Annotated in this window: 24 protein-coding genes and 2 pseudogenes; 12 read left to right on the forward strand and 14 right to left on the reverse strand. The window is 71.9% G+C overall.

What is annotated here, in order from left to right; all coding sequences use genetic code 11:
• The first annotated feature begins 7 nt into the window (after positions 1-7).
• Both AB0K28_RS08180 and AB0K28_RS08185 read left to right on the forward strand, forming a co-directional pair.
• Positions 8-871 (forward strand): alpha/beta hydrolase, encoded by an 864-nt coding sequence (locus AB0K28_RS08180; protein WP_345402060.1) that lies wholly within the window; start codon positions 8-10, stop codon positions 869-871.
• Positions 872-890: 19 nt separating this feature from the next.
• Positions 891-1,883: an Lrp/AsnC family transcriptional regulator gene (locus tag AB0K28_RS08185; RefSeq protein ID WP_345402063.1), complete on the forward strand. Its 993-nt coding sequence runs from the start codon at positions 891-893 to the stop codon at positions 1,881-1,883.
• Between the two features lie 84 nt (positions 1,884-1,967).
• Here the strand turns inward: AB0K28_RS08185 and AB0K28_RS08190 are convergent, their stop codons facing one another.
• The 4 genes and pseudogenes from AB0K28_RS08190 to AB0K28_RS08205 all read right to left on the reverse strand — a co-directional run.
• Positions 1,968-3,326, reverse strand: coding sequence for a phenylacetate--CoA ligase family protein (locus AB0K28_RS08190; protein WP_364366588.1), 1,359 nt, complete (start codon positions 3,324-3,326; stop codon positions 1,968-1,970).
• Between the two features lie 377 nt (positions 3,327-3,703).
• A complete protein-coding gene (locus tag AB0K28_RS08195; protein WP_364366590.1) occupies positions 3,704-4,360 on the reverse strand; it encodes a response regulator transcription factor in 657 nt (218 codons plus the stop codon).
• A pseudogene (locus AB0K28_RS08200) lies at positions 4,357-4,491 on the reverse strand (sensor histidine kinase); the annotation flags it as partial. The gene AB0K28_RS08195 and the pseudogene AB0K28_RS08200, both read right to left, overlap by 4 nt.
• A gap of 798 nt (positions 4,492-5,289) precedes the next feature.
• Positions 5,290-6,060 (reverse strand): annotated as a pseudogene (locus AB0K28_RS08205) (histidine kinase); the annotation flags it as partial.
• Between the two features lie 351 nt (positions 6,061-6,411).
• On the opposite strand from AB0K28_RS08205, the gene lon reads away from it, so the two are divergent.
• The 6 genes from lon to AB0K28_RS08235 all read left to right on the forward strand — a co-directional run bounded on the left by lon (position 6,412) and on the right by AB0K28_RS08235 (position 14,694).
• Positions 6,412-8,772, forward strand: coding sequence for an endopeptidase La (lon, locus tag AB0K28_RS08210; protein WP_345402072.1), 2,361 nt, complete (start codon positions 6,412-6,414; stop codon positions 8,770-8,772).
• Between the two features lie 433 nt (positions 8,773-9,205).
• Entirely contained in the window at positions 9,206-10,168 is a 963-nt protein-coding gene (locus tag AB0K28_RS08215) for an ATP-binding cassette domain-containing protein (protein ID WP_364366594.1), read from the forward strand.
• Positions 10,165-10,821 carry a methionine ABC transporter permease gene (locus tag AB0K28_RS08220; protein WP_345402075.1) on the forward strand — a complete coding sequence of 219 codons (657 nt, stop codon included), beginning with the start codon at positions 10,165-10,167 and terminating at the stop codon, positions 10,819-10,821. Before AB0K28_RS08215 ends, AB0K28_RS08220 begins: the two co-directional genes overlap by 4 nt.
• Positions 10,822-10,830: 9 nt before the next feature.
• Positions 10,831-11,655, forward strand: a complete 825-nt coding sequence (locus tag AB0K28_RS08225; protein WP_364366598.1) for a MetQ/NlpA family ABC transporter substrate-binding protein — start codon at positions 10,831-10,833, stop codon at positions 11,653-11,655.
• 107 nt (positions 11,656-11,762) lie between these two features.
• Positions 11,763-13,298 (forward strand): acyl-CoA synthetase, encoded by a 1,536-nt coding sequence (locus AB0K28_RS08230; protein WP_364366601.1) that lies wholly within the window; start codon positions 11,763-11,765, stop codon positions 13,296-13,298.
• A 157-nt stretch (positions 13,299-13,455) separates the two neighbouring features.
• The gene (locus AB0K28_RS08235) at positions 13,456-14,694 is read left to right on the forward strand and encodes a trypsin-like peptidase domain-containing protein (RefSeq protein ID WP_364366603.1); all 1,239 of its coding nucleotides are present in this window, start codon (positions 13,456-13,458) and stop codon (positions 14,692-14,694) included.
• A gap of 83 nt (positions 14,695-14,777) precedes the next feature.
• Here the strand turns inward: AB0K28_RS08235 and AB0K28_RS08240 are convergent, their stop codons facing one another.
• The 8 genes from AB0K28_RS08240 to AB0K28_RS08275 form a co-directional block, all read right to left on the reverse strand.
• Positions 14,778-15,518 (reverse strand): ABC transporter permease, encoded by a 741-nt coding sequence (locus tag AB0K28_RS08240; protein WP_364366606.1) that lies wholly within the window; start codon positions 15,516-15,518, stop codon positions 14,778-14,780.
• A complete protein-coding gene (locus tag AB0K28_RS08245) occupies positions 15,511-16,392 on the reverse strand; it encodes an ABC transporter ATP-binding protein (RefSeq protein ID WP_345402095.1) in 882 nt (293 codons plus the stop codon). Before AB0K28_RS08245 ends, AB0K28_RS08240 begins: the two co-directional genes overlap by 8 nt.
• The gene (locus AB0K28_RS08250) at positions 16,389-16,703 is read right to left on the reverse strand and encodes a transcriptional regulator (RefSeq protein ID WP_345402097.1); all 315 of its coding nucleotides are present in this window, start codon (positions 16,701-16,703) and stop codon (positions 16,389-16,391) included. Before AB0K28_RS08250 ends, AB0K28_RS08245 begins: the two co-directional genes overlap by 4 nt.
• The gene (locus AB0K28_RS08255) at positions 16,700-17,329 is read right to left on the reverse strand and encodes a hypothetical protein (protein WP_364366613.1); all 630 of its coding nucleotides are present in this window, start codon (positions 17,327-17,329) and stop codon (positions 16,700-16,702) included. Before AB0K28_RS08255 ends, AB0K28_RS08250 begins: the two co-directional genes overlap by 4 nt.
• Positions 17,330-17,408: 79 nt before the next feature.
• On the reverse strand, positions 17,409-19,091 hold the full coding sequence (gene cydC / locus AB0K28_RS08260; RefSeq protein WP_364366616.1) for a thiol reductant ABC exporter subunit CydC: 1,683 nt from the start codon (positions 19,089-19,091) through the stop codon (positions 17,409-17,411).
• Positions 19,088-20,731, reverse strand: a complete 1,644-nt coding sequence (gene cydD / locus AB0K28_RS08265) for a thiol reductant ABC exporter subunit CydD (protein ID WP_364366619.1) — start codon at positions 20,729-20,731, stop codon at positions 19,088-19,090. Before cydD ends, cydC begins: the two co-directional genes overlap by 4 nt.
• Positions 20,732-20,785: 54 nt before the next feature.
• Entirely contained in the window at positions 20,786-21,550 is a 765-nt protein-coding gene (locus AB0K28_RS08270) for a cytochrome d ubiquinol oxidase subunit II (protein WP_364366622.1), read from the reverse strand.
• 12 nt (positions 21,551-21,562) lie between these two features.
• Entirely contained in the window at positions 21,563-22,732 is a 1,170-nt protein-coding gene (locus tag AB0K28_RS08275; protein WP_364366625.1) for a cytochrome ubiquinol oxidase subunit I, read from the reverse strand.
• Between the two features lie 98 nt (positions 22,733-22,830).
• Between AB0K28_RS08275 and AB0K28_RS08280 the strand changes: the two genes are divergently transcribed.
• Complete coding sequence (locus tag AB0K28_RS08280) at positions 22,831-23,178, forward strand: helix-turn-helix transcriptional regulator (RefSeq protein WP_364366984.1); 348 nt, start codon at positions 22,831-22,833, stop codon at positions 23,176-23,178.
• Between the two features lie 55 nt (positions 23,179-23,233).
• Here the strand turns inward: AB0K28_RS08280 and AB0K28_RS08285 are convergent, their stop codons facing one another.
• The gene (locus tag AB0K28_RS08285; RefSeq protein WP_364366628.1) at positions 23,234-23,887 is read right to left on the reverse strand and encodes a permease prefix domain 1-containing protein; all 654 of its coding nucleotides are present in this window, start codon (positions 23,885-23,887) and stop codon (positions 23,234-23,236) included.
• 108 nt (positions 23,888-23,995) lie between these two features.
• On the opposite strand from AB0K28_RS08285, the gene AB0K28_RS08290 reads away from it, so the two are divergent.
• The 3 genes from AB0K28_RS08290 to AB0K28_RS08300 are packed head-to-tail and all read left to right on the forward strand — an operon-like array spanning position 23,996 to position 25,132.
• Positions 23,996-24,349 (forward strand): VOC family protein, encoded by a 354-nt coding sequence (locus AB0K28_RS08290; RefSeq protein WP_364366631.1) that lies wholly within the window; start codon positions 23,996-23,998, stop codon positions 24,347-24,349.
• On the forward strand, positions 24,346-24,711 hold the full coding sequence (locus AB0K28_RS08295; RefSeq protein WP_364366634.1) for a metalloregulator ArsR/SmtB family transcription factor: 366 nt from the start codon (positions 24,346-24,348) through the stop codon (positions 24,709-24,711). The genes AB0K28_RS08290 and AB0K28_RS08295 overlap by 4 nt, the downstream gene beginning before the upstream one ends.
• Entirely contained in the window at positions 24,668-25,132 is a 465-nt protein-coding gene (locus AB0K28_RS08300) for an SRPBCC domain-containing protein (protein ID WP_345402123.1), read from the forward strand. The genes AB0K28_RS08295 and AB0K28_RS08300 overlap by 44 nt, the downstream gene beginning before the upstream one ends.
• Positions 25,133-25,241: 109 nt before the next feature.
• On the opposite strand, the gene AB0K28_RS08305 is transcribed toward AB0K28_RS08300, so the two are convergent.
• Complete coding sequence (locus AB0K28_RS08305; RefSeq protein WP_364366637.1) at positions 25,242-26,663, reverse strand: pentapeptide repeat-containing protein; 1,422 nt, start codon at positions 26,661-26,663, stop codon at positions 25,242-25,244.
• Between the last annotated feature and the right edge of the window lie 70 nt (positions 26,664-26,733).

Below are 26,733 nucleotides of genomic sequence, written 5' to 3' on the forward strand. Positions count from 1 at the left end.
GACCCCTGTGCACGTCGACATCAACGGCAACCGCCTCAACGTCGAGATACTCGGCGACGGCGACAACGTCGTCATCGCCCACCACGGCGCCCCCGGGCTCGGCTCACTCGCCGAGCCCAAGGCCAGCTTCGGCCGCCTCGCCGACGCCTACCGGGTGGTCGTCTTCGACGCCAGAGGCTCCGGGGCGAGCGGCCTGACCGGGCCGTTCACCCACGAGCAGTGGGTGGCCGACGTCGAGGCGCTGCGCGAGTGGATCGGCGCCGAGCAGGTCGTCATCGCCGGCGGCTCGTACGGCGGCTTCATCGCCATGGAGTACGCCGCCCGCCACCCCGACCGCGTCTCCGCCGTCGTGCTGCGCGACACCTCGGCCGACAACGGCAACCAGGACCTCGCCATCCGCAACGCCGCCGCCTCCTCCCGCGTGGCGATCGACCGCGACAAGCTCGACCGCATCATGGCGGGCACCGTGCGCGACGACGACGACCTGCGCGACTGCTGGCGCGAGATCCTCCCCCTGTACGACCACGACTACGACCCCGCCAAGGTCGAGCAGCGCGTGGCCGCCACCCCGTACCACTACGAGACGCACAACTACGCCTTCGCCCACAACCAGCCGAACTACGACATCAAGCACCTCCTGCCCGGCATCACCGCGCCGACCCTCATCACCGTCGGCCGGCACGACTGGATCACGCCGCCCGAGTGCAGCGAGACCATCGCCCGCCTCATCCCCGGCTCCGAGCTGCGGATCTTCGAGAAGTCCGGCCACTCGCCGCAGGTCGAGGAGGCCGAGCTGTGGGAGGCCACCGTCCGCGACTTCCTCGCCCGGGCCCTGACCGGTGGCTCAGGACAGGTGCGAGAACGGCCCTGATCGCGCGATGATGCCCCCGATGGAAGATCTCGACGACCTCGACCGCAAGATCCTCGCCGCGCTCCACGTGAACGGCCGGGCGAGCTGGACCGACATCGCCCAGCTCATCGGCACCTCCACCACGACGGTGGCGCGGCGGGCCCAGCACCTGTTCGGCGCCGGCCTGGCCCGGGTCGCGGTGCTGCCGCACCTGGAGCACGAAGGGCCGGTCCACGTGTTCCTCGTCCGGCTGACCTGCGCGCCCGGCAGCCAGCTCAGGGTGGCGGGGCTGCTCGCCGCCAACCCCGACATCCGGTACGTCACCATCGTCACCGGCGGCTACGACATCGTGTTCGAGCTGGTCGCGCCCAAGCACCGCGACCTCTACTCGATGCTGGTCGACTTCGTCCACACCATTCCGGGGGCGCAGCAGAGCAACGCCGACCTGGTGCTGCACACGTACAAGGTGAGCTACGACTGGAGCGCGCCCCTGCTCGGGCCCCAGGCGGCCGCGTTCGCCACGCCCAGGCCGCTCCACACCTGCGAGCGCGGGCACCTCGACGACGTCGACCGCGAGGTGCTGGCCGCCCTGCGCGACGACGGCCGGGCCAGCTTCCAGTCCGTCGGGCGCCGGCTCGGCATCAGCGAGAGCACCGCCAGGCGGCGCCTCGAAGCCATGCTCGATCGCGGCTGCGCCAGCGTCACCGCATTCATCCCGGCCGCCGCACTCGGCTACGAGGCCGAGATCCTGTTCTGGCTGTCGGTCGAGCCGAGCATGCAGGACAGCGTGGCCGAGCGGCTGTCCGGCGAGCGCGGCGTCCGCATGATCGCGTCCGTGCTCGGGCAGGCCTCGCTCATCTGCGAGGTCATCGTCCCCACCACCGCCGACCTCCACCACTTCACCTCCCGCACCCTGGCCTCCGTACCGGGCATCCAGTCGTGGACGGCCGGGGTGCAGGTGCTGACGGTCAAACGCGGCTTCCTCATGGTCCCCTGGGCCGAGAACCGCATCGCCGCCGCCCTGGTGAACTGACCCGCGCGGGTGCGCTCCGGCTGACGGCCCCACGGGTGGGCCTGCCCGCCCGGACAGGCCCCCGCACACGCCTCCTCTTGGCGGTCAGCGGGTGTAACGGTGCTTGGCGCCCGGAGGGAAGTACTCCGGGTCGCCGGCCTCCCGCAACCGGACGAACGGCCGCTGCCGATCGGCCGGCACGTAGGCGGCGAACTCGCTGTTCAGCCGCAGCAGCTGACCCAGGACCGCCCCGCCCACCGCGTCGGCGAACTCGTCCGACGGCCGCTCGCCGGGCATCAGCTCCACCGTGACCGTCAGGAACCGGTCACGCCGCTCGTCCTCGCCCACCTCCACCACGAACTTGCCGGTCACCGCCCCGCTCACCTCCGGCTGCTCCAGACCGACCGCGACGTTCTCCGGGTAGACGTTCGCGCCGTAGAAGGAGACCGTGAAGTGGCTGCGGCCGAACACGTACACGAACGGCCGCTCCGGCCCGCTCATCGACGGCGTGAACCCACGCTCCCCGACGAACGACAGGAGCCTGTCGTAGGGCAGCACGCCACCCTCATCCGCGATGTGATACCGGATCAGCGGCACACCGTTGTCCCCCGAGAACAGCAGCGTCCCCTCGTGCTCCTCGAAATACCGCACCCCGGGGTCGTACTGGACGAGGGTCGGCAGCCGCGACTCGCCGAACAACTCCCGCGCCGTCTCCGGCCTGGCCGCCAGGAACCGCCGGATCTCCGCCGACAGCGGCGTCTCGTTGCCCAGGACGCCCGCGTCGGCGGTGCCGTACAGGGAGGCGATGCCCCGCAGCGGATCGGCGATGCCCGCCCGCTCCGCCACCAGCGCCCGCCACTCCTCGCTGAACACCTCGCCCGCCGTCACCAGCTTGAGGTCCCACGCGTGCCACGGCAGGTTTTCGGTGTCGATCACGTTCTTCAGGAACGGCGGGTAGCCCAGCAGCACGACCTGGTCGAAGTGCGGGGCCAGCTCGGGCAGCACCCGCCGGATCTCCCGCCGGTCGGTCCCCGGCGCCACCACCGTGACCGGATAGCCGCGCTCGGCCAGCTGCCGGCAGCAGCTCACCGTGAACAGCCCGCCCACCCAGGTGCCTAGAGCGAAGCACACGACCGCCAGCGTCCGCCGCTCCCGCGCACTGAACGCGTCGAACACCTCCGCGAACCGATCCGCGATCACCCGCTCATCCGCCACCGACCGCGGCCAGAACGACGGCTCCCCGGTGGACCCCGACGACACCGCGATCATGTCCCCGATCACCCCGCCCCTGCACAGATCGGGGAGTGGATACCGACGGATATAACCGTCCTTGGTCGTCATCGGCAACGCCGCGAACTCCGCCGGCGTCGTCACCTTCGCCGGATCGACGTGATGCTCGGCAAGAAACTCGCCGTAAGCAGGCACGGTGGCCGCCACCTGACGAAAAAGGTCAACAGGATCCACCCGCCGACTGTACGACCTGACCCCACGCCCAGAAAACCACCCCACCCGCCCCCTCTTCCCGGATCTCCCGCCGGTTCCCCTCAGCAGCGGCACCGGACCCAGCTCCCGCCACGTGCCGACGGGACGGCATCCTGCTCACCGCGTCGATACCGCTGATCGGGACGGCCGCCCCAGGAGAAACCCCGCGCTCGGCTTCGGCCGGGAGGGCCCAGCTCCTGGTGTCGTCGGGACGGCCCGCGCCGGCGTCGTCTTTCGGCGGTTGCCTCAGGTCGGCGTTGGCGCTTGGGGGTTGCGCTGTCTGGCGTCCGTCTTTCGAGAGTTGCCTCAGGCCGACGTTCGCGCCTGGAGGTTGCGCGGTCCGGCATCCGTCCCAGACGTTACTCGCCGGGGCGGACCAGGCCGCTTTCGTAGGCGAAGACGATGGCCTGAGCGCGGTCGCGCAGGCCCAGTTTCATCAGGACGCGGCCCACGTGGGTCTTGACCGTCTGTTCGGCCACGAACAGCTTCTCCGCGATCTCTTGGTTGGACAGCGCCTGGGCGACCAGCAGGAGCACCTCGGTCTCCCGCTCGGTCAGCTCGTCGAGCCGCCGGCCCGGCACCGGGCGAGGGGAGCCGAGCCGGGCGAACTCGGTGATGAGCCGCTTGGTGACGGCCGGCGCGATGAGCGCCTCGCCGGCGGCGACCACACGGACTGCCTCCGCGAGCTGAGTCGCCGACGCGTCCTTGAGCAGGAACCCGCTCGCCCCCGCCCGCAGCGCCTCGTAGACGTAGTCGTCGAGGTCGAACGTGGTCAGGATGAGCACCTTGGTCGCGCCGCCCAGGGCCATCAGCTCCCTGGTGGCCTCCAGGCCGTTCATGTTCGGCATGCGGACGTCCATCAGCACCACGTCGGGCTTGAGCTCGGCGGCCCGCTCGACGGCCTCGCGCCCGTCGGCCGCCTCGCCCACCACCTCGATGTCCGGCTGGCCGCTCAGGAACACCGTGAACCCGGTGCGCACCATGCCCTGGTCGTCGGCGATCAGCACCCTGATCACGCGCTCTCCCTCCCCGTGATCGGTAACGTGGCCCGCACCTCGAACCCGCCGCCGGGCACCGGACCCGCCTCCAGCGTGCCACCCAGCAGCACCGCCCGCTCCAGCATCCCCACGAGCCCTTGCCCGCTCCCGCTCACCGGCACCCGCCCCACCTCACCACCCGGCCCATCTCCGCCGTGGGCGTCGCCCGCGGCACCCGTCCGCCCCAGCCCGCCGACGTCACCCAAGCCACCCCCGCCCCCCGGTTCGCCAAGGCCGCGCGTGTCGCTGAGGCCGCGCGTGCGGCCCAGGCCGCCGGTGTCGGCCATGCCCCCCTGGCTGTCTCCGCCACCTGATCCGCCGTCACCGCGTCCGTGGCCCCCACCGAGTCCGTGGCCCCCACCGGCTGCGTCACTGAGGTCGTGGATGCGGATCGGGTCGCCGGTGTTGGCCCGGCCACTGCGTCCGCCCGGATCGTCGAGGCTGACGGCCTTGCCCGCATCGCCCCTGCTCCCCAGAAGGCCCCGGCCGCTCGCATCCTCAAGGGCGCCGGTGCCGTTCGGGGCGCTTCTGCTGCCTGACATGGCGCCGTGCGGCTCGCCTTGGCTCATGGGCTCGTGGGGCGTTCCGGCCTCGATGGCCGGTGGGTTGCGGGGTGTGGCTGCGCGGGCGGGGGTGGGGCCGTTGGCGATCGTCAGGTGGAGGGTGTCGGCGGTGCGGGTGATGTCGACGGCCACGGCGGCGCCGGGGGCGTGGCGCATGACGTTCGACAGTGACTCTTGCACGATCCGGTACGCCGACAGCTCCACCGCCGACGGCAGCCCGCTGAGCTCTCCGCTCCGCCTGACCAGCACCGCCAGCCCGGCCGCGCGGGCGTTGGCGATCAGCTCGTCGACGCGGTCGAGCCCCGGCTGCGGCGCGGTGTCGGCCCGCCCCGCGGGGTCGCGCAGGACGCCCAGCACCTGGCGGAGCTGCGCGATCGCCTCCAGGGACAGACCCCGGATCTCGGCCAGCCCCGCCTCCAGCTGGGCCGGGTCGCCCGCCGCCTTGAGCGGCACCGCCTCGGCCTGGATGGCGATCACCGACATGTGGTGGGCGACCACGTCGTGCAGCTCGCGGGCGATGCGGGCCCGCTCCTCCAGCACCGCCTGCGCGCTCTCGGCCGCCTTGACGCGCTGCTCCTCCTCGACGAGCTTGGCCATGGCGCTGCGCCGCACGCGTACGTTGTAGCCGAACGCCGCGGCGATCGTCACGAACACGCCGGTCAGTGGCATCGAGTCGGGGTGGATGATCCACGCGGCCAGCATCGCGACCATCCACACGCCCACCGTGATCCGCCGCTCGCAACGCACGGCGACCGAGTAGAGCACCATGAGGTAGCCGACCACCGTCGTCCACGGGTAGGGCGGCGGGCCGGAGTCGAGGCTGCCGTCGACCCACACCACGAGCGGCATCGCCCCGGCCGCCACCCGCCAGGCGGCCAGCGGCCACCGGTCGCGCAGCGCCACGGGGAGCGCGACGCCGAGCGCGGCCAGGTAGGCATAGGCGTCGAGGATGGGCACCCGGGTGCCGCCGTGCGGCCGGAGCAAGGCGGCCTCGGCGTTCCAGTCGAGCATCATGGAGACGGTCAGCCCGTAGAGAGCGAACGCCAGCACCAGGTCCGCGACCTGCACCAGGTTGACGGTGCGCGCCGGGATCACCGGCCACAGCCACTGCGGCATCCGGAAGGTCAGCCTGCGCCGGGCGGGCGGCGCATCGGCGTCGCCCCGGTAGAGGGCGAGCTTGAGCGGCCGCACCACCGCCCCCGTCGCCCGCCGCACCACCCCTTCGCTCACGACACCCCCCGCCCGGTCCGGCCCCGCCCTCCGGTGAGCAACGAAGAGGCGGGGAATACGCCTGCTCAAGAGTAGAAGAGGGGGTTGCCGGGCGTCGTCACACCAGGGTCTGATTCTGGGTCACCCTCAGGTATGGCTTACAACATTACGATCGCCGTGAGCGAACATCGGCAAGGAAGGGAACAATGCGCGGCTCCGATGAATTGAGTCGGTATAACTCAACCCTTTGGAGTTCGCATGAGTGAGAGCTTGATCCTCCCGGTCCTGCCGCTCGACGACGCCGTCGTCCTGCCGGGCATGGTGGTTCCGCTGGACCTGTCCGACTCCGAGGTGCGCGCTGCGATAGAGGCGGCCCGTGCATCCGGTGGCAACAAGCCACGGGTCCTCCTCGTTCCCCGCATAGACGGCCGCTACGGCGCGATCGGCGTCAGAGCCGTCGTCGAGCAGGTCGGGAGGCTGCCGGGCGGTGAGCCCGCCGCCGTCGTACGCGGCGTCGACCGGGTCCGCGTGGGCACCGGCACCACCGGCCCGGGCGCCGCACTGTGGGTCGAGGCCGAGAGCATCGACACCGTCGCCGCCGGCGAGCGCGCCCAGGAGCTGGCCAAGGAGTACAAGGCGCTGGCCACCACCATCCTGCAGAAGCGCGGCGCCTGGCAGGTGGTCGACCAGGTCAACCAGATCGACGACCCCTCCGTGCTGGCCGACAGCTCCGGCTACACCCCTTGGCTCACCACCGCCCAGAAGGTCGAGCTGCTGGAGCAGGCCGACCCGGCCGAGCGGCTGGCCCGGCTCATCGAGTGGTCCCGCGAGCACCTGGCCGAGCTCGACGTCGCCGAGACGATCCGTAAGGACGTCCAGGAGGGCATGGAGAAGCAGCAGCGCGAGTTCCTGCTGCGCCAGCAGATGAGCGCCATCCGCAAGGAGCTGAAGGAGCTCAACGGCGACGCCGCCGAGAGCGAGGAGGAGGACTACCGCGCCCGCGTCGAGGCCGCCGACCTGCCCGACAAGGTACGCGAGGCCGCGCTCAAGGAGGTCGACAAGCTCGAGCGCACCTCCGAGCAGTCGCCCGAGACCGGCTGGATCCGCACCTGGCTCGACACCGTCCTCGACATCCCGTGGAACGAGCGCACCGAGGACAACTACGACCTGACCGGCGCGCGCACCGTGCTCGACGCCGACCACACCGGCCTCGCCGACGTCAAGGACCGCATCATCGAGCACCTGGCCGTGCGAAAGCGCCGCCAGGACAAGGGACTCGGCGTGGTGGGCGGCCGGCGTAGCGGCGCCGTGCTGGCGCTGGCCGGCCCTCCCGGAGTCGGCAAGACGTCGCTGGGCGAGTCCGTGGCCCGCGCGATGGGCCGCAAGTTCGTCCGGGTGGCGCTCGGCGGCGTACGCGACGAGGCCGAGATCCGCGGCCACCGCCGCACCTACGTCGGCGCCCTGCCCGGCCGCATCGTCCGCGCCATCCGCGAGGCCGGCTCGATGAACCCGGTCGTGCTGCTCGACGAGGTCGACAAGGTCGGCGCCGACTACCGCGGCGACCCCACGGCCGCGCTGCTGGAGGTCCTCGACCCGGCTCAGAACCACACGTTCCGCGACCACTACCTCGAGGTCGAGCTCGACCTGTCCGACGTGCTGTTCCTGGCCACCGCCAACGTCCTGGAGGCCATCCCCGGGCCGCTGCTCGACCGCATGGAGGTCGTCACGCTCGACGGCTACACCGAGGACGAGAAGGTCGCCATCGCCCGCGACCACCTGCTGCCCAGGCAGCGCGAGCTGGCCGGGCTGACGGCCGAGGAGGTCACGGTCGAGGAGGCGGCGCTGCGCAGGCTGGCCGCCGAGTACACGCGTGAGGCGGGCGTGCGCTCGCTGGAGCGGTCGGTGGCCCGCATCCTGCGCAAGGTCGCGGCCAAGGACGAGCTGCCCGTCACCGTCGGCGATGACGACCTGGTGGGCTACCTCGGGCGGCCGAGGTTCGTGCCCGAGTCGTCGCTGCCCGAGGCCAAGCAGCGCACGTCCGTGCCCGGCGTGGCGACCGGTCTGGCCGTCACCGGGGCCGGGGGAGACGTCCTCTACGTCGAGGCGTCGCTCGCCGACCCCGAGACCGGCGAGACGGGGCTCACGCTCACCGGCCAGCTCGGCGACGTGATGAAGGAGTCCGCCCGCATCGCGCTGTCCTACCTGCGCTCCCACGGCGCGGAGCTGGAGCTGCCGGTCACCGCGCTGAAGGACCGCTCGGTCCACGTGCACTTCCCGGCCGGCGCCGTGCCGAAGGACGGCCCGTCCGCCGGCGTGACGCTGACTACGGCGCTGGCCTCGCTGCTGTCCGGGCGGCTGGTCCGCAACGACGTCGCGATGACCGGCGAGATCTCGCTGACCGGGCGGGTGCTGCCGATCGGCGGCGTCAAGCAGAAGCTGCTCGCGGCTCACCGGGCCGGCATCACGACCGTGCTCATCCCGGCCCGCAACGAGCCCGACCTGGACGACGTGCCGCAGGAGGTCCGCGACGAGCTGACCATCCACACGGTGAGCGACGTGCGCGAGGTCCTCGACATCGCGCTCAGCCCGGCCGAGGTGGCCACCACGGTCGCCGCCTGACACCCGGCGGCGTCCCCCGCCACGAGCGGTCGTCCCGCCGTACCCGGCCTCCTGGGGTACGGCGGGACGGTCATGTTCGCAGGTCGTGACGTATCTCACTCAGAAGACGGGGAATAGCGGGAAATGTCACCATCGTTAGGACGGGCGTGAACGAGGCATACGCGACCGCTCGCCGCGTCCCCATGGGCGCCGCGTGTCGCAGCATGCGTATGGGGCGAATGCCGGCCCGCTAGAGCAGACCCACCGCCCGTTCCTCGATGTCGAAGGTCGTCATGATCACACCCGGTTTCGTGCTGCGCAGGCTGAGCCACCTGCCCTTCCACCCCGGCACGCGCTGACTCTGAAGCTGCCGGCGCCGACCCGCGCCGCCTTCCCAAGGATGTCCGTTTTCGCGGCCCGCCACGTGGCCGCCCTCAGTCGTGGGGATTCCTCCGTGATCCAGGCTTCCGGCCTGCGCAAGCAGTACGGCGAGACCGTCGCGCTCGACGGCGTCGACCTGCACGTGCGCGAAGGCGAGATCTACGGCGTGCTCGGCCAGAGCGGCGCCGGCAAGAGCACGCTGCTGCGCTGCGTCAACCTGCTCGAACGCCCCACGGCGGGCACCGTCACCGTCGCGGGACAGGACATGACCGCGCTCGGCGACCGCGACCTGAACCGCGCCAGGCAGCGCATCGGCATGATCCACCAGCACTTCGCGCTGCTGTCCTCGCGCACGGTCGCCGGGAACGTGGCCTTCCCGCTGGAGGTCATGGGCGTGCCCAGGGACGAGCGCGAGCGCCGGGTGGCCGAGCTGCTCGAGCTGGTCGGCCTGGCGGGACGCGGCAAGGACCGCCCGCACCAGCTGTCGGGCGGCCAGAAGCAGCGCGTCGGCATCGCCAGGGCCTTGGCGGGCAACCCGTCGGTGCTGCTGTCGGACGAGGCCACCTCGGCCCTGGACCCGGCCACCACGCAGTCGATCCTCGCCCTGCTCAAGCGGCTCAACACGGAGCTGGGCCTGACGATCCTGCTCATCACCCACGAGATGAACGTGGTCAAGAGCGTCTGCGACTCGGTCGCCATCATGGCGCGGGGCCGCATCGAGGAGTCCGGCGTCATCGCGGACCTCATCAGGACCCCCGGCTCCCGGCTGACCAGGGAGATCTTCCCGCTGCCCGAGCCCGCCCCGGCCGGCTCGGTGACGCTGACGTTCACCGGCGACCCGCGCCAGCCCGTGGTGTCGGAGGTCGTGCGCAAGTTCGAGGTGGACCTCAGCATCCTCGGCGGCTCCATCGAGGACCTCGCGGGCGGCTCGGTGGGCCGGCTGCGGGTGGCGCTCGACGGCGCCGACCGGCGGGCGGCGCTGGCGTACCTGAGCGACTGCGGGCTGATCGTGGAGGAAGCGGGGGAGGCCGCGTGACCTGGGAAGAGATGCTGCCGCTGCTGTGGCCGGCGACGGTGGAGACGGGCCTGATGGTCGGCTGGGCGACGCTGTTCACGCTGCTGCTCGGGCTGCCGCTGGGCGTGGCGCTGGTGGCGTTCGACCGTGACGGGCTGCGGCCGCTGCCGGCGCTGAAGAGCGCGCTCGGGTTCGTGGTGAACGTGGGGCGCTCGCTGCCGTTCATCGTGTTGATGATCGCGATCATCCCGTTCACCCGGCTCGTCGTCGGGACCACCATCGGGACGGCCGCGTTCGTGGTGCCGCTGACCGTCGGCGCGGTGCCGTTCTTCGCCCGGCTGGTCGAGACCGCGCTGCGCGAGGTCGGCTCGGACGTCGTGCAGGCCGCGCAGGCCATGGGCGCGAGCAGGACCGCGATCGTGCGCAAGGTCCTGCTGCCCGAGGCGCTGCCCGGCCTGGTCGCGGGCCTGACCGTGACCGTGGTGGCGCTCATCGGCTACAGCGCCATGGCCGGCACGCTCGGCGGCGGCGGGCTGGGCGACCTGGCCGTCCGGTACGGCTACCAGCGCTTCGAGACGCTCCTGATGATCGTCACGGTCGTGCTGCTGCTCGTCATCGTGCAACTCCTGCAGAGCCTGGGCGACTGGGTCGCTCGGCGCCTATCGCACAAGTAAGGAAAGATCATGAAAATTCACCGCTTTGTGGGTGCTGTCGCGCTGGCTCTGTCGCTCGCCGCATGCGGCACGTCGCAGTCCGCGACGAACGACACGGCCGAGTCGGCGGACACGGTGCTCAAGGTCGGCGTGAACCCGGTGCCGCACGCGGAGATCCTGAACTTCGTCAAGGACAACCTCGCCCCGGCCGCCGGGCTCAAGCTGGAAGTCGTCGAGTTCACCGACTACGTGCAGCCGAACGTGCAGCTCGAAGAGGGCAAGCTGACCGCCAACTACTTCCAGCACCGGCCGTACCTCGACGACTTCAACAAGAGCAAGGGCACGAATCTGACCTTCGTCGCCGGGGTCCACCTGGAGCCGCTCGGCCTGTACTCCAAGAAGATCACCGACGTGTCGGCGCTGGCGAGCGGGGCCACCGTGGCGCTGCCCAACGACGCCACCAACCTGGGCCGCGCGCTCAAGCTGCTCGCCGACAACGGCGTGATCACCCTCAAGGAGGGCGCAGGCACCGCAGCGACCGAGCGCGACGTCGCGCAGAACCCGAAGAACCTGCAGTTCAAGCCGCTGGAGGCGGCGCAGCTCCCGCGCTCGCTGGAGGACGTGGACGCCGCGGTCATCAACGGCAACTACGCCCTGGAGGCCGGTCTCAAGCCCGCCTCCGACGCGCTGGTGCTGGAGAAGACCGAGGGCAACCCGTACGTCAACGGTCTGGTCGTGCCGAACGGCCACGAGAAGGACGCGAACATCGTCACCCTCGGCAAGCTGCTGCAGGACCAGAAGGTCAAGGACTTCATCAAGGAGAAGTACCAGGGCTCGGTCCTCCCGGCCGAGTGACGGCCGAGTGACGGCCGAGTGACGCCCCAAGCCGGTCGCGGCCCCGAAGGGCAGGGGGCCGCGCCGGTTCTGGCGCGCCGGGCGACTGACCGAATACTGTTCTGTTCATGTACCCGGGAGCCATCGCAGCAGTCACCCCCGACAAGCCCGCTGTGATCATGGCGGGCTCCGGGCAGGTCGTCACCTACCGCGAGCTGGACGAGGAGTCGAACCGGCTGGCCCACCTCTTCCGCGCCGCCGGCCTGCGTCCCGGCGACCACGTCGCCTTCATGCTGGCCAACCACCCGCTCTTCCTGGCCGTCGCCTGGGCCGCGCACCGCGCCGGCCTGTACTACACGCCGATCAGCTCCCGGCTGCAGGCCGACGAGCTGGCCTACATCGTCTCCAACTGCGGCGCCCGGGTCTTCATCTCCAGCGCCGACCTGGCCGCCGTCGCCGCCTCCGCCACCGCCGGCACGCCGGGCGTCGAGCTGCGGCTCATGCTGGGCGGCGAGGCCGAGGGCTTCACCTCGTACGAGCAGGCGGTCGCCGAGCACCCCGCCACCCCCATAGAGGACGAGTGCACGGGCGCCGACATGCTCTACTCCTCCGGCACCACCGGCCGCCCCAAGGGCGTCAAGGTGCCCGCCACGCACGGCCCGCTGGAGGAGCCCGGCATGCTGCTGAGGCTCATCCAGGGCCTGTTCGCGCCGTCGGCCGACAGCGTCTACCTCTCGCCGGCGCCGCTCTACCACGCGGCGCCGCTGCGCTACTGCATGTCCTTCCAGCGGCTCGGCGCGACCGTGGTGGTCATGGAGCGCTTCGACCCCGAGCGGTACCTGGCGGCGGTCGAGCAGTACGCGGTCACGCACTCGCAGCTCGTGCCGACGATGTTCATCAAGATGCTCAAGCTGCCGCAGGAGGTCAGGGACAAGTACGACGTCTCCTCCCTCCGGTACGCCATCCACGCCGCCGCCCCCTGCCCCGTCCCGGTCAAGGAGCAGATGATGGAGTGGTGGGGCCCGATCGTCCACGAGTACTACGCGGGCACCGAGGGCAACGGCTTCCTCTACGCCGGCCCCGATGACTGGCTGGCCCACAAGGGCACGGTCGGCCGCTCGCTGCTCGGCGTCGTGCACATCTGCGACGAGAACGGCGACGACCTGCCGCCCGGCGAGCACGGCACCATCTACTTCGAGAACGGCGGCCGCTTCGAGTACCACGGCGACCCCGACAAGACCCGCTCCGCCCAGGACCCACAGGGCAGGGGCTGGACCACGCTGGGCGACATCGGCCATCTCGACGAGGACGGCTTCCTCTACCTGACCGACCGCCGCTCGTACATGATCATCTCGGGCGGCGTGAACATCTACCCGCAGGAGGCCGAGAACGTGCTCTCGGTGCACCCGAAGGTGGCCGACGTGGCGGTGTTCGGCGTGCCGGACGAGGAGATGGGCGAGCAGGTCAAGGCCGTGGTCGAGCCGGTGTCCATGGCGGAGGCGGGGCCGGGGCTGGAGGCGGAGCTGATCGCGTACTGCCGCGAGCACCTCGCCCACTACAAGTGCCCCAGGTCGGTGGACTTCCGGGCCGAGCTGCCCCGTCATCCGACCGGCAAGCTCTACAAGCGGCTGCTGAAGGACGAGTACTGGCCGGCGAAGCGGTAGAAATCTCAAATATTTTTCCGCGAGCCCCACGCCCGGCGCGACCTCGATCGATAAGGGTCGCATCAGGGCGTGGCGCGCCTCCGGAATCCGCCCCTTAACCTGCTCTTACGAGAGTCTTGACACCCTTGAAGCAGAGGGATTCGAGGGAGATGACAGGATGAACGCGAACGAGCCTCACGAGCAGGGTCCCGAGCAGCGGGACACCGGTGGGTGGAGCCAGTTCGGCGCCACCCCACCGGCGGCCGGGGGCTTCCCCCGGCGGGAGACGATCGTCATGGAGGTGCCGCCACCGCCGGCGCAGCCCGAGAAGCAGCGCTTCACCGTCGGCCAGAAGGCCATCGCGGCGCTCGCCATGGCCGCCATGGCCGTCGGCGGCGGTGTCGTCGGGGCCGTCGTCGCCACCTCGTTCCAGCCCGAGCCGGTCGCCAGCAGCAGCCCCAGCGCTCCGAGCCCGGTCTTCAAGTCGGCGTCCGACCAGCTCACGGTGGCGGAAGTGGCGGCCAAGGTGCAGCCCACGGTCGTGATGATCCAGGGACAGTCCGGTGAGGGCTCCGGCGTGGTGCTGTCGGAGGACGGCCTGATCCTGACCAACAACCACGTGGCCGTGGGGGCGGGCCAGGGTGGTCAGATGAGCGTCAAGTTCAGCGACGGCAAGACCGCCAAGGCCACCGTCGTCGGCACCGACCCGGCCACCGACCTGGCCGTCATCAGGGCCGAGGGCGTCTCGGGGCTGACCAAGGCCACGCTGGGCGACAGCGACCAGCTCAAGGTGGGCGACCCGGTGCTGGCCATCGGCAGCCCGCTCGGCCTCGACGGGTCCGTCACGGCCGGCATCGTCAGCGCGCTCGACCGTACGCTGAACCTCGGCGACGACCAGCGCAGGCAGCTGCCGCCCGGCTGGCCGCAGGAGAACCAGAGCGCGCCCACCACGATCGGCGGCGCGATCCAGACCGACGCCTCGATCAACCCGGGCAACTCCGGCGGCGCGCTGGTCAACGCGGCCGGCGAGCTGGTCGGCATCAACACCGCCATCGCCTCCGACGCGGCGGGCGGCGGCGTCGGTTTCGCGATCCCGGTCAACACCGCCAAGCAGGTCTCCGAGCAGCTCATCAGCAGCGGCAAGGTCACCCACGCCTGGCTCGGCGTGAGCGTCACCGACGCCACCGGCGACGTGGCGGGCGCGCTGGTCAGGCAGGTCTCGCCGGGCAGCCCGGCGGAGAAGGCCGGACTGCGGCAAGGCGACCTGATCACGAAGATCGGCGACAAGACGGTTGACGGAGGCGATACGGTTGTTGGGCAGGTCAGAGGTTTCAAACCGGGCCAAGAGGTCAAGATCACATATATGAGGGACGGCGAAAGCCACGAGGTCGACGTCACCCTTGCGGAGAACGCGTAACATCAGGACCCCCTCATGAGCGGGTGTGCCGTCGAGATCGCTGCGGACTCGGCGGCACACCCCCTTTTTCGCGACATTTCCCCTTAGGCGAAGCGCCGGCCCTCGTCCCGCCGGTACGCCCACACCGCCCCCGCCGCCGCCAGCACCGTCCAGGCGGCCAGCGAGACCAGCGACACCACGCCGGGCGTGGTGCCCGCCGTCACCGCCCACAGCAGCTCGGCCACCCCGCGCGCCGGCGTGAACGGCGAGACCGCCTCCAGGAAGCCGGGCAGGATCTGGGGCGGCAGCAGCAGCCCGCCGAGGACGCCCATCGGGAAGAACAGCAGCTGCGACACCGCGATCGTCGCCTTCGCGGTCAGCAGGAAGCCGATGAACAACCCCATCAGCATGAACGGCACCACGCCGGCGAGCAGCGTCACCAGGCCCGCGAGGAGCCCCAGCGGCGTGATCGTGGCCGCCGTGAACAGCGCCGCCACCAGCAGCACCGGCACCACCGCGAGCACCATCTGGGCGAGCATCGCGAGGATGCGCCCGGCGAAGCGGGGGAACGGGCCCGCGGGCAGCGTGCGGACGTAGGGGTTCCACGGCTGCTCGCGGTCCTGGGCCACCGTGACGGACAGCCCGATGATCGCCTGCGACATCGCGCCGAAGAGGGTCAGCGACGCCGTCGCCATCGTGGCGGCCCGCGGGTCATCACCCGTGAACGGCACCACGAACGCCGCCAGCGAGACCGCGGGGAACAACGCGCCGGCCGCGAGGCCGATGGGCACCCTGAGCTGTTCGAGCAGCAGGATCCTGGTGTGCGCGGCGACCAGGCTAGACATGGGCCGACTCCTTCGCGGTGATGGTGAGGAACGCCTCTTCGAGGGTGGTGGGCCTGATCTCCAGGCCGGAGAACGGCGCGCCGCTGCGTACGAGCTCGACCACCAGCCGGTCGGGGTCGGTGGTGACCAGCGTGGTGCGGCCGTCCACCAGCTCGCTGCCGAGCACGCCGGGCAGCTCCGGCAGCCGCTCGGCCACCAGCGAGACCCGGCGCACGCCCACCATGCCGCGGATCGCGCTCACGGTGTCGTCGGCGAGCACCCGGCCGCCGCCCATCACCACCACCCGCTGGGCCAGCGCCTCGATCTCCTCCAAGTAGTGGCTGGTCAGCAGCACCGTGCCGCCGCCCTCGTGGTACGCCCTGACGCCCGCCCACAGGGCGTGCCTGGCCTCCACGTCGAGCCCGGTGGTCGGCTCGTCGAGGACGACCAGCCGCGGGTCGCCCGCGAACGCCAGCGCCACCGCCAGCCGCCGCCGCTGCCCGCCCGACAGGCCGCCCACCTGCCGCTTCGCCAGGTCGCCGAGCCCGAAGCGGTCGAGCAGCTCGGGCCCGCCGACCGGGTCGGGATAGTGGGCGCGGACGAAGTCGACCACCTCGCCGACCCGCAGCGACTCGGGCAGCCCCGTCTCCTGCGGGGTCACGCCGATGCGGCGCCGCGTCGCCGGGTCGAGCGGCGAGCCGCCGAGCAGCTCGACCGTGCCGGACGTCGGCCGGCGCAGCCCGACCAGCAGGTTGATCAGCGTGGACTTGCCGGCGCCGTTGGGGCCCAGCAGGCCGACCAGCTCACCTGCCCCGATGCCGAGCGAGACGCGGTCGAGCGCCACCACGTCGCCGTAGCGGCGGGTGACCTCGGACGCGCGGGCCAGGACCGTCATTGCACTCCTCCAGCGTTGTCCAGCAGGGCGCGGATCGCCGCGGTGTATTCCTCGAAGGCCAGCCGTCCGCGCTTGGTCAGCGCCACGTACGTGACGGGGGTGCGGCCCTTGTGCGTCTTGGTGATGCGGACGTAGCCGGCGTCCTCCAGCTTGGTGAGGTGCACCGACAGGTTGCCCGCCGTCATGCCGAGCAGCTCCTTCATCGAGTTGAAGGCCATCTCGTCGCCGTCGGCCAGCACGTTGAGCGCGGCCACCACGCGCAGCCGTGCCTGGGCGTGGATCACCGGATCGAGTTCGGGCAGCCCGCTCACCCGCGCTGCCTCCGCCACAGCCACAGCCCGGCCGCGATGAACCCGCCGCCCAGCAGGACCGCCGTCAGCAGCGCGTGCAGGCCCGTGCCGAGCAGCACGCCGAGCGCGTTGACGCCGGCCGTCCAGCCGCCGATGAAGAACATCGGCCAGTTGAGCCAGATCGCGCCGCCGAGCATGTAGAGCAGCGCGACCACCAGCAGCGAGCCGCCCGCCCACAGCAGGCCGCGCTCCGCCGCGGGCAGCAGCGGGCTCAACCGGATCGCGATGATCGTCACCAGCACCATGCCGGCCAGCCAGGCGTAGCCGTACATCGCGCCTCTGGCCGAGGTGTCGCCGCGCACCAGCTTGTTCATCTTGACGATCCCGTACGCGGAGACCGTGCCGGCGACGAGCATGGCCGCCAGCAGCACGCCCACCGCCTGCATCTGCGTGATCGCCAGGTAGGGGCGGCCGTCGAGCCCGTAGTGCAGGAACAGGGCGGAGAAGCCGAGCAGCCAGGCAACCCCCCACGGGACGTAGAGCAGGCGCGGGTCGCCATGCAGCCACTTGGTCGTGGCGTGGCTCTGCTCCTCGATGACCCGCAGCATCTCCTCGGGGGTGAGGACGCGCTCCTCGTCGTCGACCATGCAAACTCCTCGGCTTTGTAGAGTGGTTTGCATCGTAAATCTGATTGCGTCGCCAACACAACCCGTGGGCACGGGTACGTCACCGCCGGGTGAGGACCTCCGACTCCCAGAGGTCGCGGTAATAGCCGGGCACGCGCACCAGCTCGTCGTGCCGGCCGCGCTGCGTCACCCTGCCGTCCTCCAGCACGATCACCTCGTCGACCGACTCCAGGCCCTTGAGCCGGTGGGTCACCAGGAGGGTCGTGCGGTCGCGGGTGACGTCCAGCAGGTCGTCCATCAGCCGGTCGGCCGTCTCCTCGTCGAGCGCCTCGGCGGGCTCGTCGAGCAGCAGCACGGGCGGGTCGTAGAGCAGGGCCCTGGCCAGCGCCAGCCGCTGCAGCTGGCCGCCCGACACCGTCCTGCCGTCCTCGCCCAGCTCGGTGTCCCAGCCGGTCCGCTCGACCCAGCCGTCCAGCCGGGCGTCGCGCACCGCCCGCCGCAGCCGCTCGTCGTCCGCGCCGGGGCCGGCCAGGCGCAGGTTGTCGCGCAGGCTGGCGCGGAAGATGTACGGGTCCTGGGTGAGGCCCGTCATGAGCTCCCGTACGTCGTCGCCCGCCAGGTCGCGCAGGTCCACGCCGTTGACCCGGATGCTCCCCGACTCGGGCTCGGCCAGGCGCATGAAGGCGGCCAGCAGCGTGCTCTTGCCCGCGCCGCTGGGCCCGACGATCGCCACCCGCCGCCCCGGCGCGACCCGCAGCGACACCCCGTCCAGCGCCGCCCGCTCCCTGCTCGCCGGGTGGCGGACCACCAGGTCGTCGATCTCGATGGTGAGCGGGGCCTCCGGGCGGGGCGCGGGGGCGGCGGGCTCGGTGACGGCGGGGGCCGCGGAGCGCACCTCGCGCAGGCGCCGCAGCGCGGCCGTGATACCCGCCATCCGCTCGCCCGCCGCCGCGAGAGGCAGCACGGGTTCGAACGCCACCAGGCCGGTCAGGGCCAGCACCGCCGTGCCGACGGAGCCGACGCCCGCCGCCTGGGCCAGCAGCACCACCGCGGCCACCGTGAGGCCCTGCAGCAGGGTGCCGCCGGCCAGGGCGGCGGCGTGCACGCGGGACTGGCGGCGTTCGAGCGCGGCCAGGGCTCCGTCGGCCGCGCGCGCCCGGTCCAGGGCGGCGTCGTCGGCCCCGTACGCGGCCAGGTCGGCCGAGCCGTGCACCAGGTCGGCCACCCGGCCCGCCAGCGCCGCCCGCGCCGGGGCGATCCGCGCCGACCAGCGGCGGGCCGCAGCGGCCGTGCCGGCGGGCAGCAGCACCCCGGCCAGCACCAGGCCCGCCGCCAGCACCAGCGCCGCCACCGGCAGGATCGTCAGGCCGACGACCACGGCGGCGAGCCCGGCCATCGCCGCCGCGGCGGCCGGCAGGAGGCAGCGGACCAGCAGGTCCTGCACGGCCTCCGTGTCGTCCACCATGCGGCTCAGCAGGTCGGCGCCGCCGTGGCGGGGACGCTGGGGCGGGATGAGGGCCTCGTACAGGTCCTCCCTGGTGCCCGCCTGGGCGCGCAGGGCGACGTCGTGGCCGGTGAGGCGTTCCGCGTACCGGAAGACGCCCTTGCCGGTGGCGAACGCCCGCGTCGCCACGATCGCCACGCTCAGCGCGGCCAGCGGCGGCTGCTCGGCCGCCCGCGTGATCAGCCACGCGGCGGCGGCGATGAGCCCGAGCCCGGCGAGGTCGGCCGCCGACCCGGCCAGCACCGCCCACCACACGCGCAACCCGATGCGCCGCTTCACGGCCTGCTCCCTTCCACGCGGGCCCCAGTGTCGGACAGCACGCGCCCGTCGTGGATCCGGATGACACGGTCGGCCAGGTCGATCATGGCGGGCCGGTGCGCGACGATGACGGCCGTACGGCCCTGAGCCAGCTCGGCGGTGGCCGTCACCACCGCGGCCTCGCTGCGGCCGTCGAGGCGGGCCGTGGGCTCGTCCAGGAGCAGCACGGAGGCGGCCGGGCGGCAGAAGGCGCGAGCCAGGGCGACGCGCTGGCGCTGGCCGGCGGACAGGTTCGTGCCGCGCTCGCCCAGCACCGTGCCGAACCCCTCGGGCAGGTCCTCGACGAAGTCGGCGTGCGCCGCCGCGGCGGCCTTGCGGACGTCCTCCAGGGACGCCGTGGGGGCGCCGAGCCGGATGTTGTCGGCCACCGACGTGGCGAACAGGTGCGGCCGTTGCGCCACGAACGCCAGCCGCGCCCGCCACCGCGCCAGGTCGAGTTCCCGCAGGTCGGTCCCGTCGACGAGGACCCGGCCTGAGGACGGCTGGACGAACCCGAGCACGAGGTGCAGCAGCGTGCTCTTGCCGCCGCCGCTCTCGCCGACCAGGGCGACGCGCTCGCCGGGGGAGATGGTGAGCGAGACGTCCTCCAGCGCCGGCGTTTCGCGGCCCGGATAGCGCACGGTGACGTTCTCCAGCCGGATCTCGGGCGCGCCGCCGACGGGCACCGCACGGGTGCCGCCGCCGGCGTGGTCGGGCTCGTCGTCCAGGACGGCGAAGGCGGCGTCGGCCGCCGCCACCCCCTCCATGGAGGCGTGAAAGCGGGTCCCCATGGCCCGCAGCGGCAGGTACGCCTCCGGCGCCAGCAGCAGCACCAGCAGCGCCGTGGTCAGGTCGAGCGACCCCCCGAGCAGCCGCAGCCCGATCGGCACCGCCACCAGCGCCAGCGACAGCGACGCGCACAGTTCGAGCACGAGCGACGACAGGAACGCCACCCGCAGGGTCCGCATGGTGGCGCTGCGGTGGGCGTCGGCGACCTGCTTGATGACGCCGGCCTGATAGCGGGCCCGGCCGAAGGCGCGCAGCGTGGGCAGCCCGCGGACCACGTCGAGGAAGTGGCCGCCGAGCCGCGACAGGGCGTGGAACTGCCGCTCGGTGACGGCCTTGGTGGTCATGCCGACGAGCGCGCCGAAGATGGGGATGAGCGGCAGCGTGACCAGCACGATCACGGCGCTGGCGAGGTCGGCGGCGAACAGCCGGATCAGCACCGCCACCGGCACGACCCCGGCCACGGCGATGGACGGCAGGTAGCCGGTCAAATAGTTGTCGAGCCCGTCGAGCCCGCGCCCCGCGAGCGTGACCAGCTCGCCCGAGCGGTGGGCGGCGAGCCGGGCAGGGCCCAGCTCGCGCAGCCGTTCCAGCAGCCGGTGGCGCAGCGCCGACTTGACGCCGGTCGCCGTGAACCCGGCGAAGACGCCCTGTGTCCAGGCGAGCAGCGCCCGCACCCCGACCACCGCCGCCAGCACGCCGAGCGCCGCCGCGGTGAAGCGCCCGGACAGCACGCCCGCGAGCAGCTCGGCCTGCACCAGCACGAGCAGCCCTGCGAGCACCGCGGCGGCCATGGTGACGCCGAGGTGCGTGCGGACCGCACGCTCGGCCCGCATGAGCGAAAGCAAACCCTTGTGCACAGAGCCCCTCAGATCGCGCCCAGTAAGCCCTCAGAAGAACGAAGGGAGCAACGTGGCGGTCTTGCCTGGCCGGAAAGTCCGCCATACCCATACTTGCGCCCCCACCAGGATGGGTGCGACAGGCAGGACCATGAGACTCAGCACATTCAGCGTGGCCGGGGGAGCGGTGTGCGCCAGCAGGTACGGCATCGCGCCCGCCAGCACCCCGATCGCGGGCAGCGCGGCCACCAGCCCCGACACCAGCACCGCCCGCCCCGACCTGACGGCTCCGAACGCGCCCGGCGTGCGCCAGGCCAGGAACGTCCAGCCGTGGAAGGCGAACAGCAGCGTCACCACGACGCCGAGCAGCAGGCCCAGCGGATGCACGACGGGGGCCTGGAAGCCGGTGGCGGCGGCGTACAGGGCCATGCCCCAGCCGGCGGACAGGCCGAGCGAGCCGAACGCGACGGCGCCGTCCCAGAAGCCCCGCCACAGCGGCCCGCCGAGCCTGCGGCGGAACCACAGCCCGGCGTCGCGCAGCACCCAGCTCATCAGCATGGCCACGACCAGCGGATAGAGCCCCACCAGCACCTCGCCCTCCAGCAGCGGGTAGACCCCGGCCATGGTCCCGGCGACGGCCACCAGCCACACCTCGTTGGCCAGCACGTACGGGGCGATCGCGGCCACCAGGCGGTCACGGTCGGCGCGCGTCCTGCCGAGCACCGGCAGCAGCAGCCCCACGCCGAGGTCGAAGCCCTCGAGCGCGAAGTATCCGGCGAGCAGCACGGCGAAGATGGCGAACCACAGCAGGTCCATCGTCAGCACCTCTCAGAAGGTCAGGGCGGGGGAGCGGGGCTCATCGGCGGCGGCGCCGAGGTCGAGCCCGCGCGGCCCGCGCCTGATCACCTTGGCGATGAGCACGTAGTCGACGACGGCGAGCAGGCCGAGCACGGCCGTGAAGGCGGCCAGCGAGCCCATCACCATGCCGGGGGTCAGGCCCGGCGTCATGGCGTCGGCGACGCTGAGCCGCTCCCAGATCATCCACGGCTGCCTGCCGACCTCCCTGGCGATCCAGCCGAGTATCGACAGGACGAACGGCAGCGGCGTCATCAGCATGAGGATCGGATGCGCCCAGCGGGCCCGCGGCAGCACGCGGATCAGCGGCAGCATCACGAGCAGCACCACCAGCGCCAGGAGCTGGCCGATCTCGATCATGAAGCCGAGCGCGGTGGCGGCCACCGGGTTGTGCGCGCCGAACTTGTCCTCGGCGACGCCGCCGAACTGGGCGTAGCCGAAGGCCATGGTCACGAAGATGCCGACGGCGGCGGTGAGCACGCCGGTGCGCAGCGAGCGGCCGAAGAACTCGGTCTCTGGAGCGCGCCGCCACAGCCGGTACGCGCTCGCGCCCACCAGCACCATCCCGCCGGTGAACAGCCCGGCCCCGACGACGTGCGGGAAGGAGAAGATCAGCGCCTTGTTGGCGAGCAGCGCGCCGAAGTCGGCCAGGCGCAGGCGCTCACCGTCGGCGACGGCGCCCGCCGGGTTCTGCAGGAACGAGTTGGCGACCATGATGAAGAACGCGCTGGCGTACGCGGTGAGCGTCACGACCCAGATGCAGGCCACGTGCGCCCACTTGGGCAGCCGGCCCCAGCCGAAGATCCACAGGCCGAGGAAGGTGGACTCCAGGAAGAAGGCCAGCAGCGTCTCCATGGCGAGGGGAGCCCCGAAGACGTCGCCGGCGTAGTCGGTCAGCCCGCTCCACGCCAGCCCGAACTGGAACTCCATCACGAGCCCGGTCACGATGCCGAGCGCGTAGTTGATGACGTAGATCTGCCCCCAGAAGCGCGTCATGCCTTCGTGCAGGGGCTGCCCCGACCGTGCCCACCTGGTGTGCATGATCGCGACCAGCGGCGCCAGGCCCAGCGTGAGCACCACGAACAGGAAGTGCAGGCTGCCGGTCACCGCGAACTGCGTGCGTGCCAGATCCAGGACGTCCATTCACCGCTCCGAGGTCGTGTCCATACGTAGATAGCCTACACGTAGAAAGGCTACATGTAGACTGGCTACACAATGAACCGATGTCTAGGATCGATGTCATGAACCCGGATGCGCTGCGCGGCCACATGGACGCTCTCCTCCTCTCCGTGCTGGAGGAGAAGCCGCTGCACGGCTACGCCATCATCGAGGCGCTGCAGGAACGCAGCGGAGGAGCGCTCAGCGTGCCCACCGGCACCGTCTATCCGGCGCTGCGCAGGCTCGAGCGCATCGGCCACCTGTCGAGCGAGTGGGCGACCGTGGGCGGCCGCAGGCGCCGCACCTACCGGCTCACCGACTCGGGCAGGAAGCAGCTGCAGGGGGAGCGGTCGGCCTGGCGGGAGTTCTCCACCGTGATCGGCAGCGTGCTGCGGGCCGAGCCGGCGGATGCGTCCAGAGCTGTGTCATGAGCGGTGTCGTGAGCTGTGTCATGAGCGGTGCCGTGAGTGGCGCCGTGAGTGGGGCTCAGGCGCGCGTCACGCGTACGCACCTGGCGGCGCCGTAGAGCTGCAGCCCCCACATCGCCGAGGTGACCAGGTTCGCCAGCAGGGCCGGCAGCGATTCGAGTGAGTTGGGTGCGTCGACGGCGAACGACAGAACCATCGCCAGCACACCCGTGAGTGGCAGCGCCGTCCACACCATGATGCCCATCGACCGGACGGCCAGCCTGGGCCGCCGGATCCAGCGGGCGCCCCTGCTCAGCGCGAAGACCACGAGGCCGCCGTACAGGCCGGTGCCGAGCTGGAGCACGTCGAGCAGCCGGGAGAGCGGGCCGTACCAGTCGGGCCTGTCGAGCCAGGCGCTCGCGTCGGCCGGATAGAGGCGCCACAACATCGACCACATCGCGACCGTGATCGGCACGCTGACGAACAGCAGCATGCCGAGCCGCCGCCCCGACGCGGCGGTCAGCTCGAGCTGGAAGCCCGGCGCGATCTCGGCGACCTCACCGAACTCCTCGACCGCGCGCCGCTCGGCCTCCGCCCGGTCGAGCCCCTCGGCCTCGAACGCCTCGGCGGTGTCGAGCAGGCTGTCACGTGCCTCGACGACCAGGTCGTGCTTGGGTCCTGGCGGCCCGCAGACGGCTCTGTCCAGCTCGGCCACGTAGTCGTCGATGAGCATGGCTCAAGTGTAAAGAGAACGGCCGCCGGTCTCATCGGGGAATCCCCTGATATCCGGCGCTGGGCCGGGGCTTGTCATGTAGGAAATTTCCTACATATAGTGTCCGACATGCCCATCTCCTCCATCCTCACCATCACCGTGCCGGTCGCCGATCAGAGCGCGGCACACGACTTCTACACGCGGGTGCTCGACTTCGAGGTACGCACCGACAATCCCTTCCCCATGGGCCGCTGGCTCACCGTGGCTCCCAAGGGCAGCGCGACGACGCTGCTGCTGGCCTCGTGGTTCCCCGGTATGGCGCCGATCGGCGGCCTGGTCGTCGGCGCGCCCGACCTCGACGCGCTGGCCGCCCGGCTGGGCGAGCACGGCGTCGCCTTCGACGGGCCGAGCGAGCAGGCGTGGGGGCGGCAGCTGCTCTTCCACGACCCCGACGGCAACGGTTTCGTGGTCAGCCAGGCGTGAGCGCCGACCACGTCTTCGCCGCGCTGGCCAGCCCCGCGCGGCGGGAGCTGCTGCGCCTGCTGCTCGACGAGGGCGCACAGCCCGCCGGCCGGCTGGCCGAGCGGTTCGACATGAGCAGGCCCAGCGTGTCCGAGCATCTCAAGGTGCTCAGGGACGCGGGGCTGGTGTCGGAGGCCCGCAAGGGCCGCGAACGCCACTACCGCCTGGAGGCGGGACCGCTGATGGAGATCCGCGACTGGCTCAGCCCGTACGAACGCTTCTGGCGAGAGCGCCTCACCGCACTGACCACCCTGCTCGACGACCTGGAGGACGACGACGATGCCGCAGACCCCACCACCCGCCGGACCACCGGAGACCGCTGAGGAGCGCACGGCCATCAGGCTCGACCAGTTCCTCGCCCACCCGCCGGCCAAGGTGTGGCGCGCGCTCACCGAGCCGGAGCTGCTGGCCCGCTGGCTCATGCCGAACGACTTCAAGCCCGAGGTCGGCCACCGCTTCACCTTCACCACCACGCCCAAGAAGGCGGTCGGCTTCGACGGGGTCGTCCACTGCGAGGTGCTGGCGATCGAGCCGGCGAAGCTGCTGCGGCTGGCCTGGAGCGACGGGCGGGTGGACTGGACCGTGACCTGGCGGCTGGAGCCCGAGGGCAAGGGCACGAGGCTCTTCCTCGACCACGAGGGCTTCGACCCGGACGACGAGGTGCAGCAGCTGTCGCGGCGCATCATGGGCGGCGGCTGGCCCCGCCACTTCGCCACCATCGAGGCGCTCGCGGCCGAACTCTGAGCCCCGCACGCCCGCCGCCCCCGGTCGGCACTGTGCTCGGCACTGTGCTCGGCACTGTGGTCGGCACTGTGGTCGGCACTGGGGTTGGCGGGCAGGGCGCGGGGTGTCGTCAGCGGGGGACGGCCTGGTTCGTCGGGGCGCGGTGCTGGCCGGCGTGGGAGGCCGTGCTCCACAGGAGGGCCGCCGCCGTCAGCGCCGCCACCACGGCCAGCCAGAGCGCCGCCCGGCCGAGGCGCATGCCGTACCCGCACAGCAGCCACGACACCGACAGCCACCAGCCGTGACCGGCCCGGCGGCGCATCTCCATGGCGGCGAACGCGAAGTCGGCCGAGGTGGCGCGGTCACTGGGGCGCAGGCCCGCGTAGAGGGCGGCGAGCCCGTCGGGTGTGGCGCCCGGGTCGCCGGGGTCGTCGTGGTGGCCGCTTCCGTGGCCGCTTCCGTGGCCGCTTCCGTGGCGGCCACCGAGGCGGTCGCCGCGCAGGGCGTGCTCGTCGGCCAGCGCCCGGCGGCGGGAGAACCAGCGCAGCATCGGCCAGCGCAGGCTGAGCTGCACGCCGCGCGGTGTCAGCGCGAACGTGCAGTCCTTGACCCGCACGCCCGACGGGTGCGCCAGCCCCGCGAAGCGGCACGTCGTCAGGTCGAGCCCGCGCAGCGCGAGGTCGCCGGCGTCCACCTGGCGCAGGGAGGTGAGCGTGGAGCGGCCGCGCCCTGTCACGGTGGCCGGGCCGTGCAGCACCGCGCCCTCCAGGTCGGCCTGGGAGTCGGTGAGCCGCACGGTGGTGGGGCCGGTCACCTCGACGCCGCGCAGGTTCACGCCGCAGCAGGCCACCGCGACGTCGAGCAGCCCGTCGGCGCGCGCCCTGGCCGCCGACAGCCGTCCGGTGGCCGACAGGTACGCGTCGGCGGCGAAGTGGGCGGCCTCGAACCCGGCGTGCCCCCTGACCTTGCGGAACGACAGCGTACGGCCGAAGCGCGCGCCCCTGAAGACCGCGCCGCCGCCCAGGTGGGCACCGTCGAAGGTGGCGTATCCGTCGAACCTGGCGCGCTCGCACGACAGCCCGTGCCCGAACTCGGCCTGGCTGAACAGCGCGTCGCGCGCCATCACGGCCTGGTCGAGCGAGACGTGCCCGCGTGCGGTGACGCCGTGGAAGGACAGCTCGCGGGCGAACCTGACGCCCGCCAGCGACACGTTGCCCTCGAACCTGGCGCCGAAGAACGAGGCGAGCCGGTCGAACCTGGCGCCGTCGAGCGACACGTCGCCGCAGAACCTCACCCCTGACAGCCGTACGTCGCCGGTGAAGGTGACCCGGTCGAGCCTGGCCCGTCCTGGACGGCCGCCCGTGGCGTCGAGGATGCGGGCGAGCAGGGCGCTGGTGACGGTGGTGCCGCGCAGGTCGAGCAGGCGGCCGGGGGAGAGCTCGGCGAGCGCCGCGCTCAGGTGCTCGGGATCGAGGTGGGCGAGGCAGAGCCCGGTCGGACGGCTAGCGATTCCGGTGCAAGCAGCAGAATACGCGCAGGTGACCCAGTCCATGCTCAGGTGATACCCGCCGCCGCCGATGTCAAGGTTCGGCGATTTAATGTTCTATCCATCTTTATGTGGA

Source organism: Nonomuraea sp. NPDC049504, assembly GCF_040676845.1.
GTDB classification, from domain to species: Bacteria; Actinomycetota; Actinomycetes; order Streptosporangiales; family Streptosporangiaceae; genus Nonomuraea; species Nonomuraea salmonea.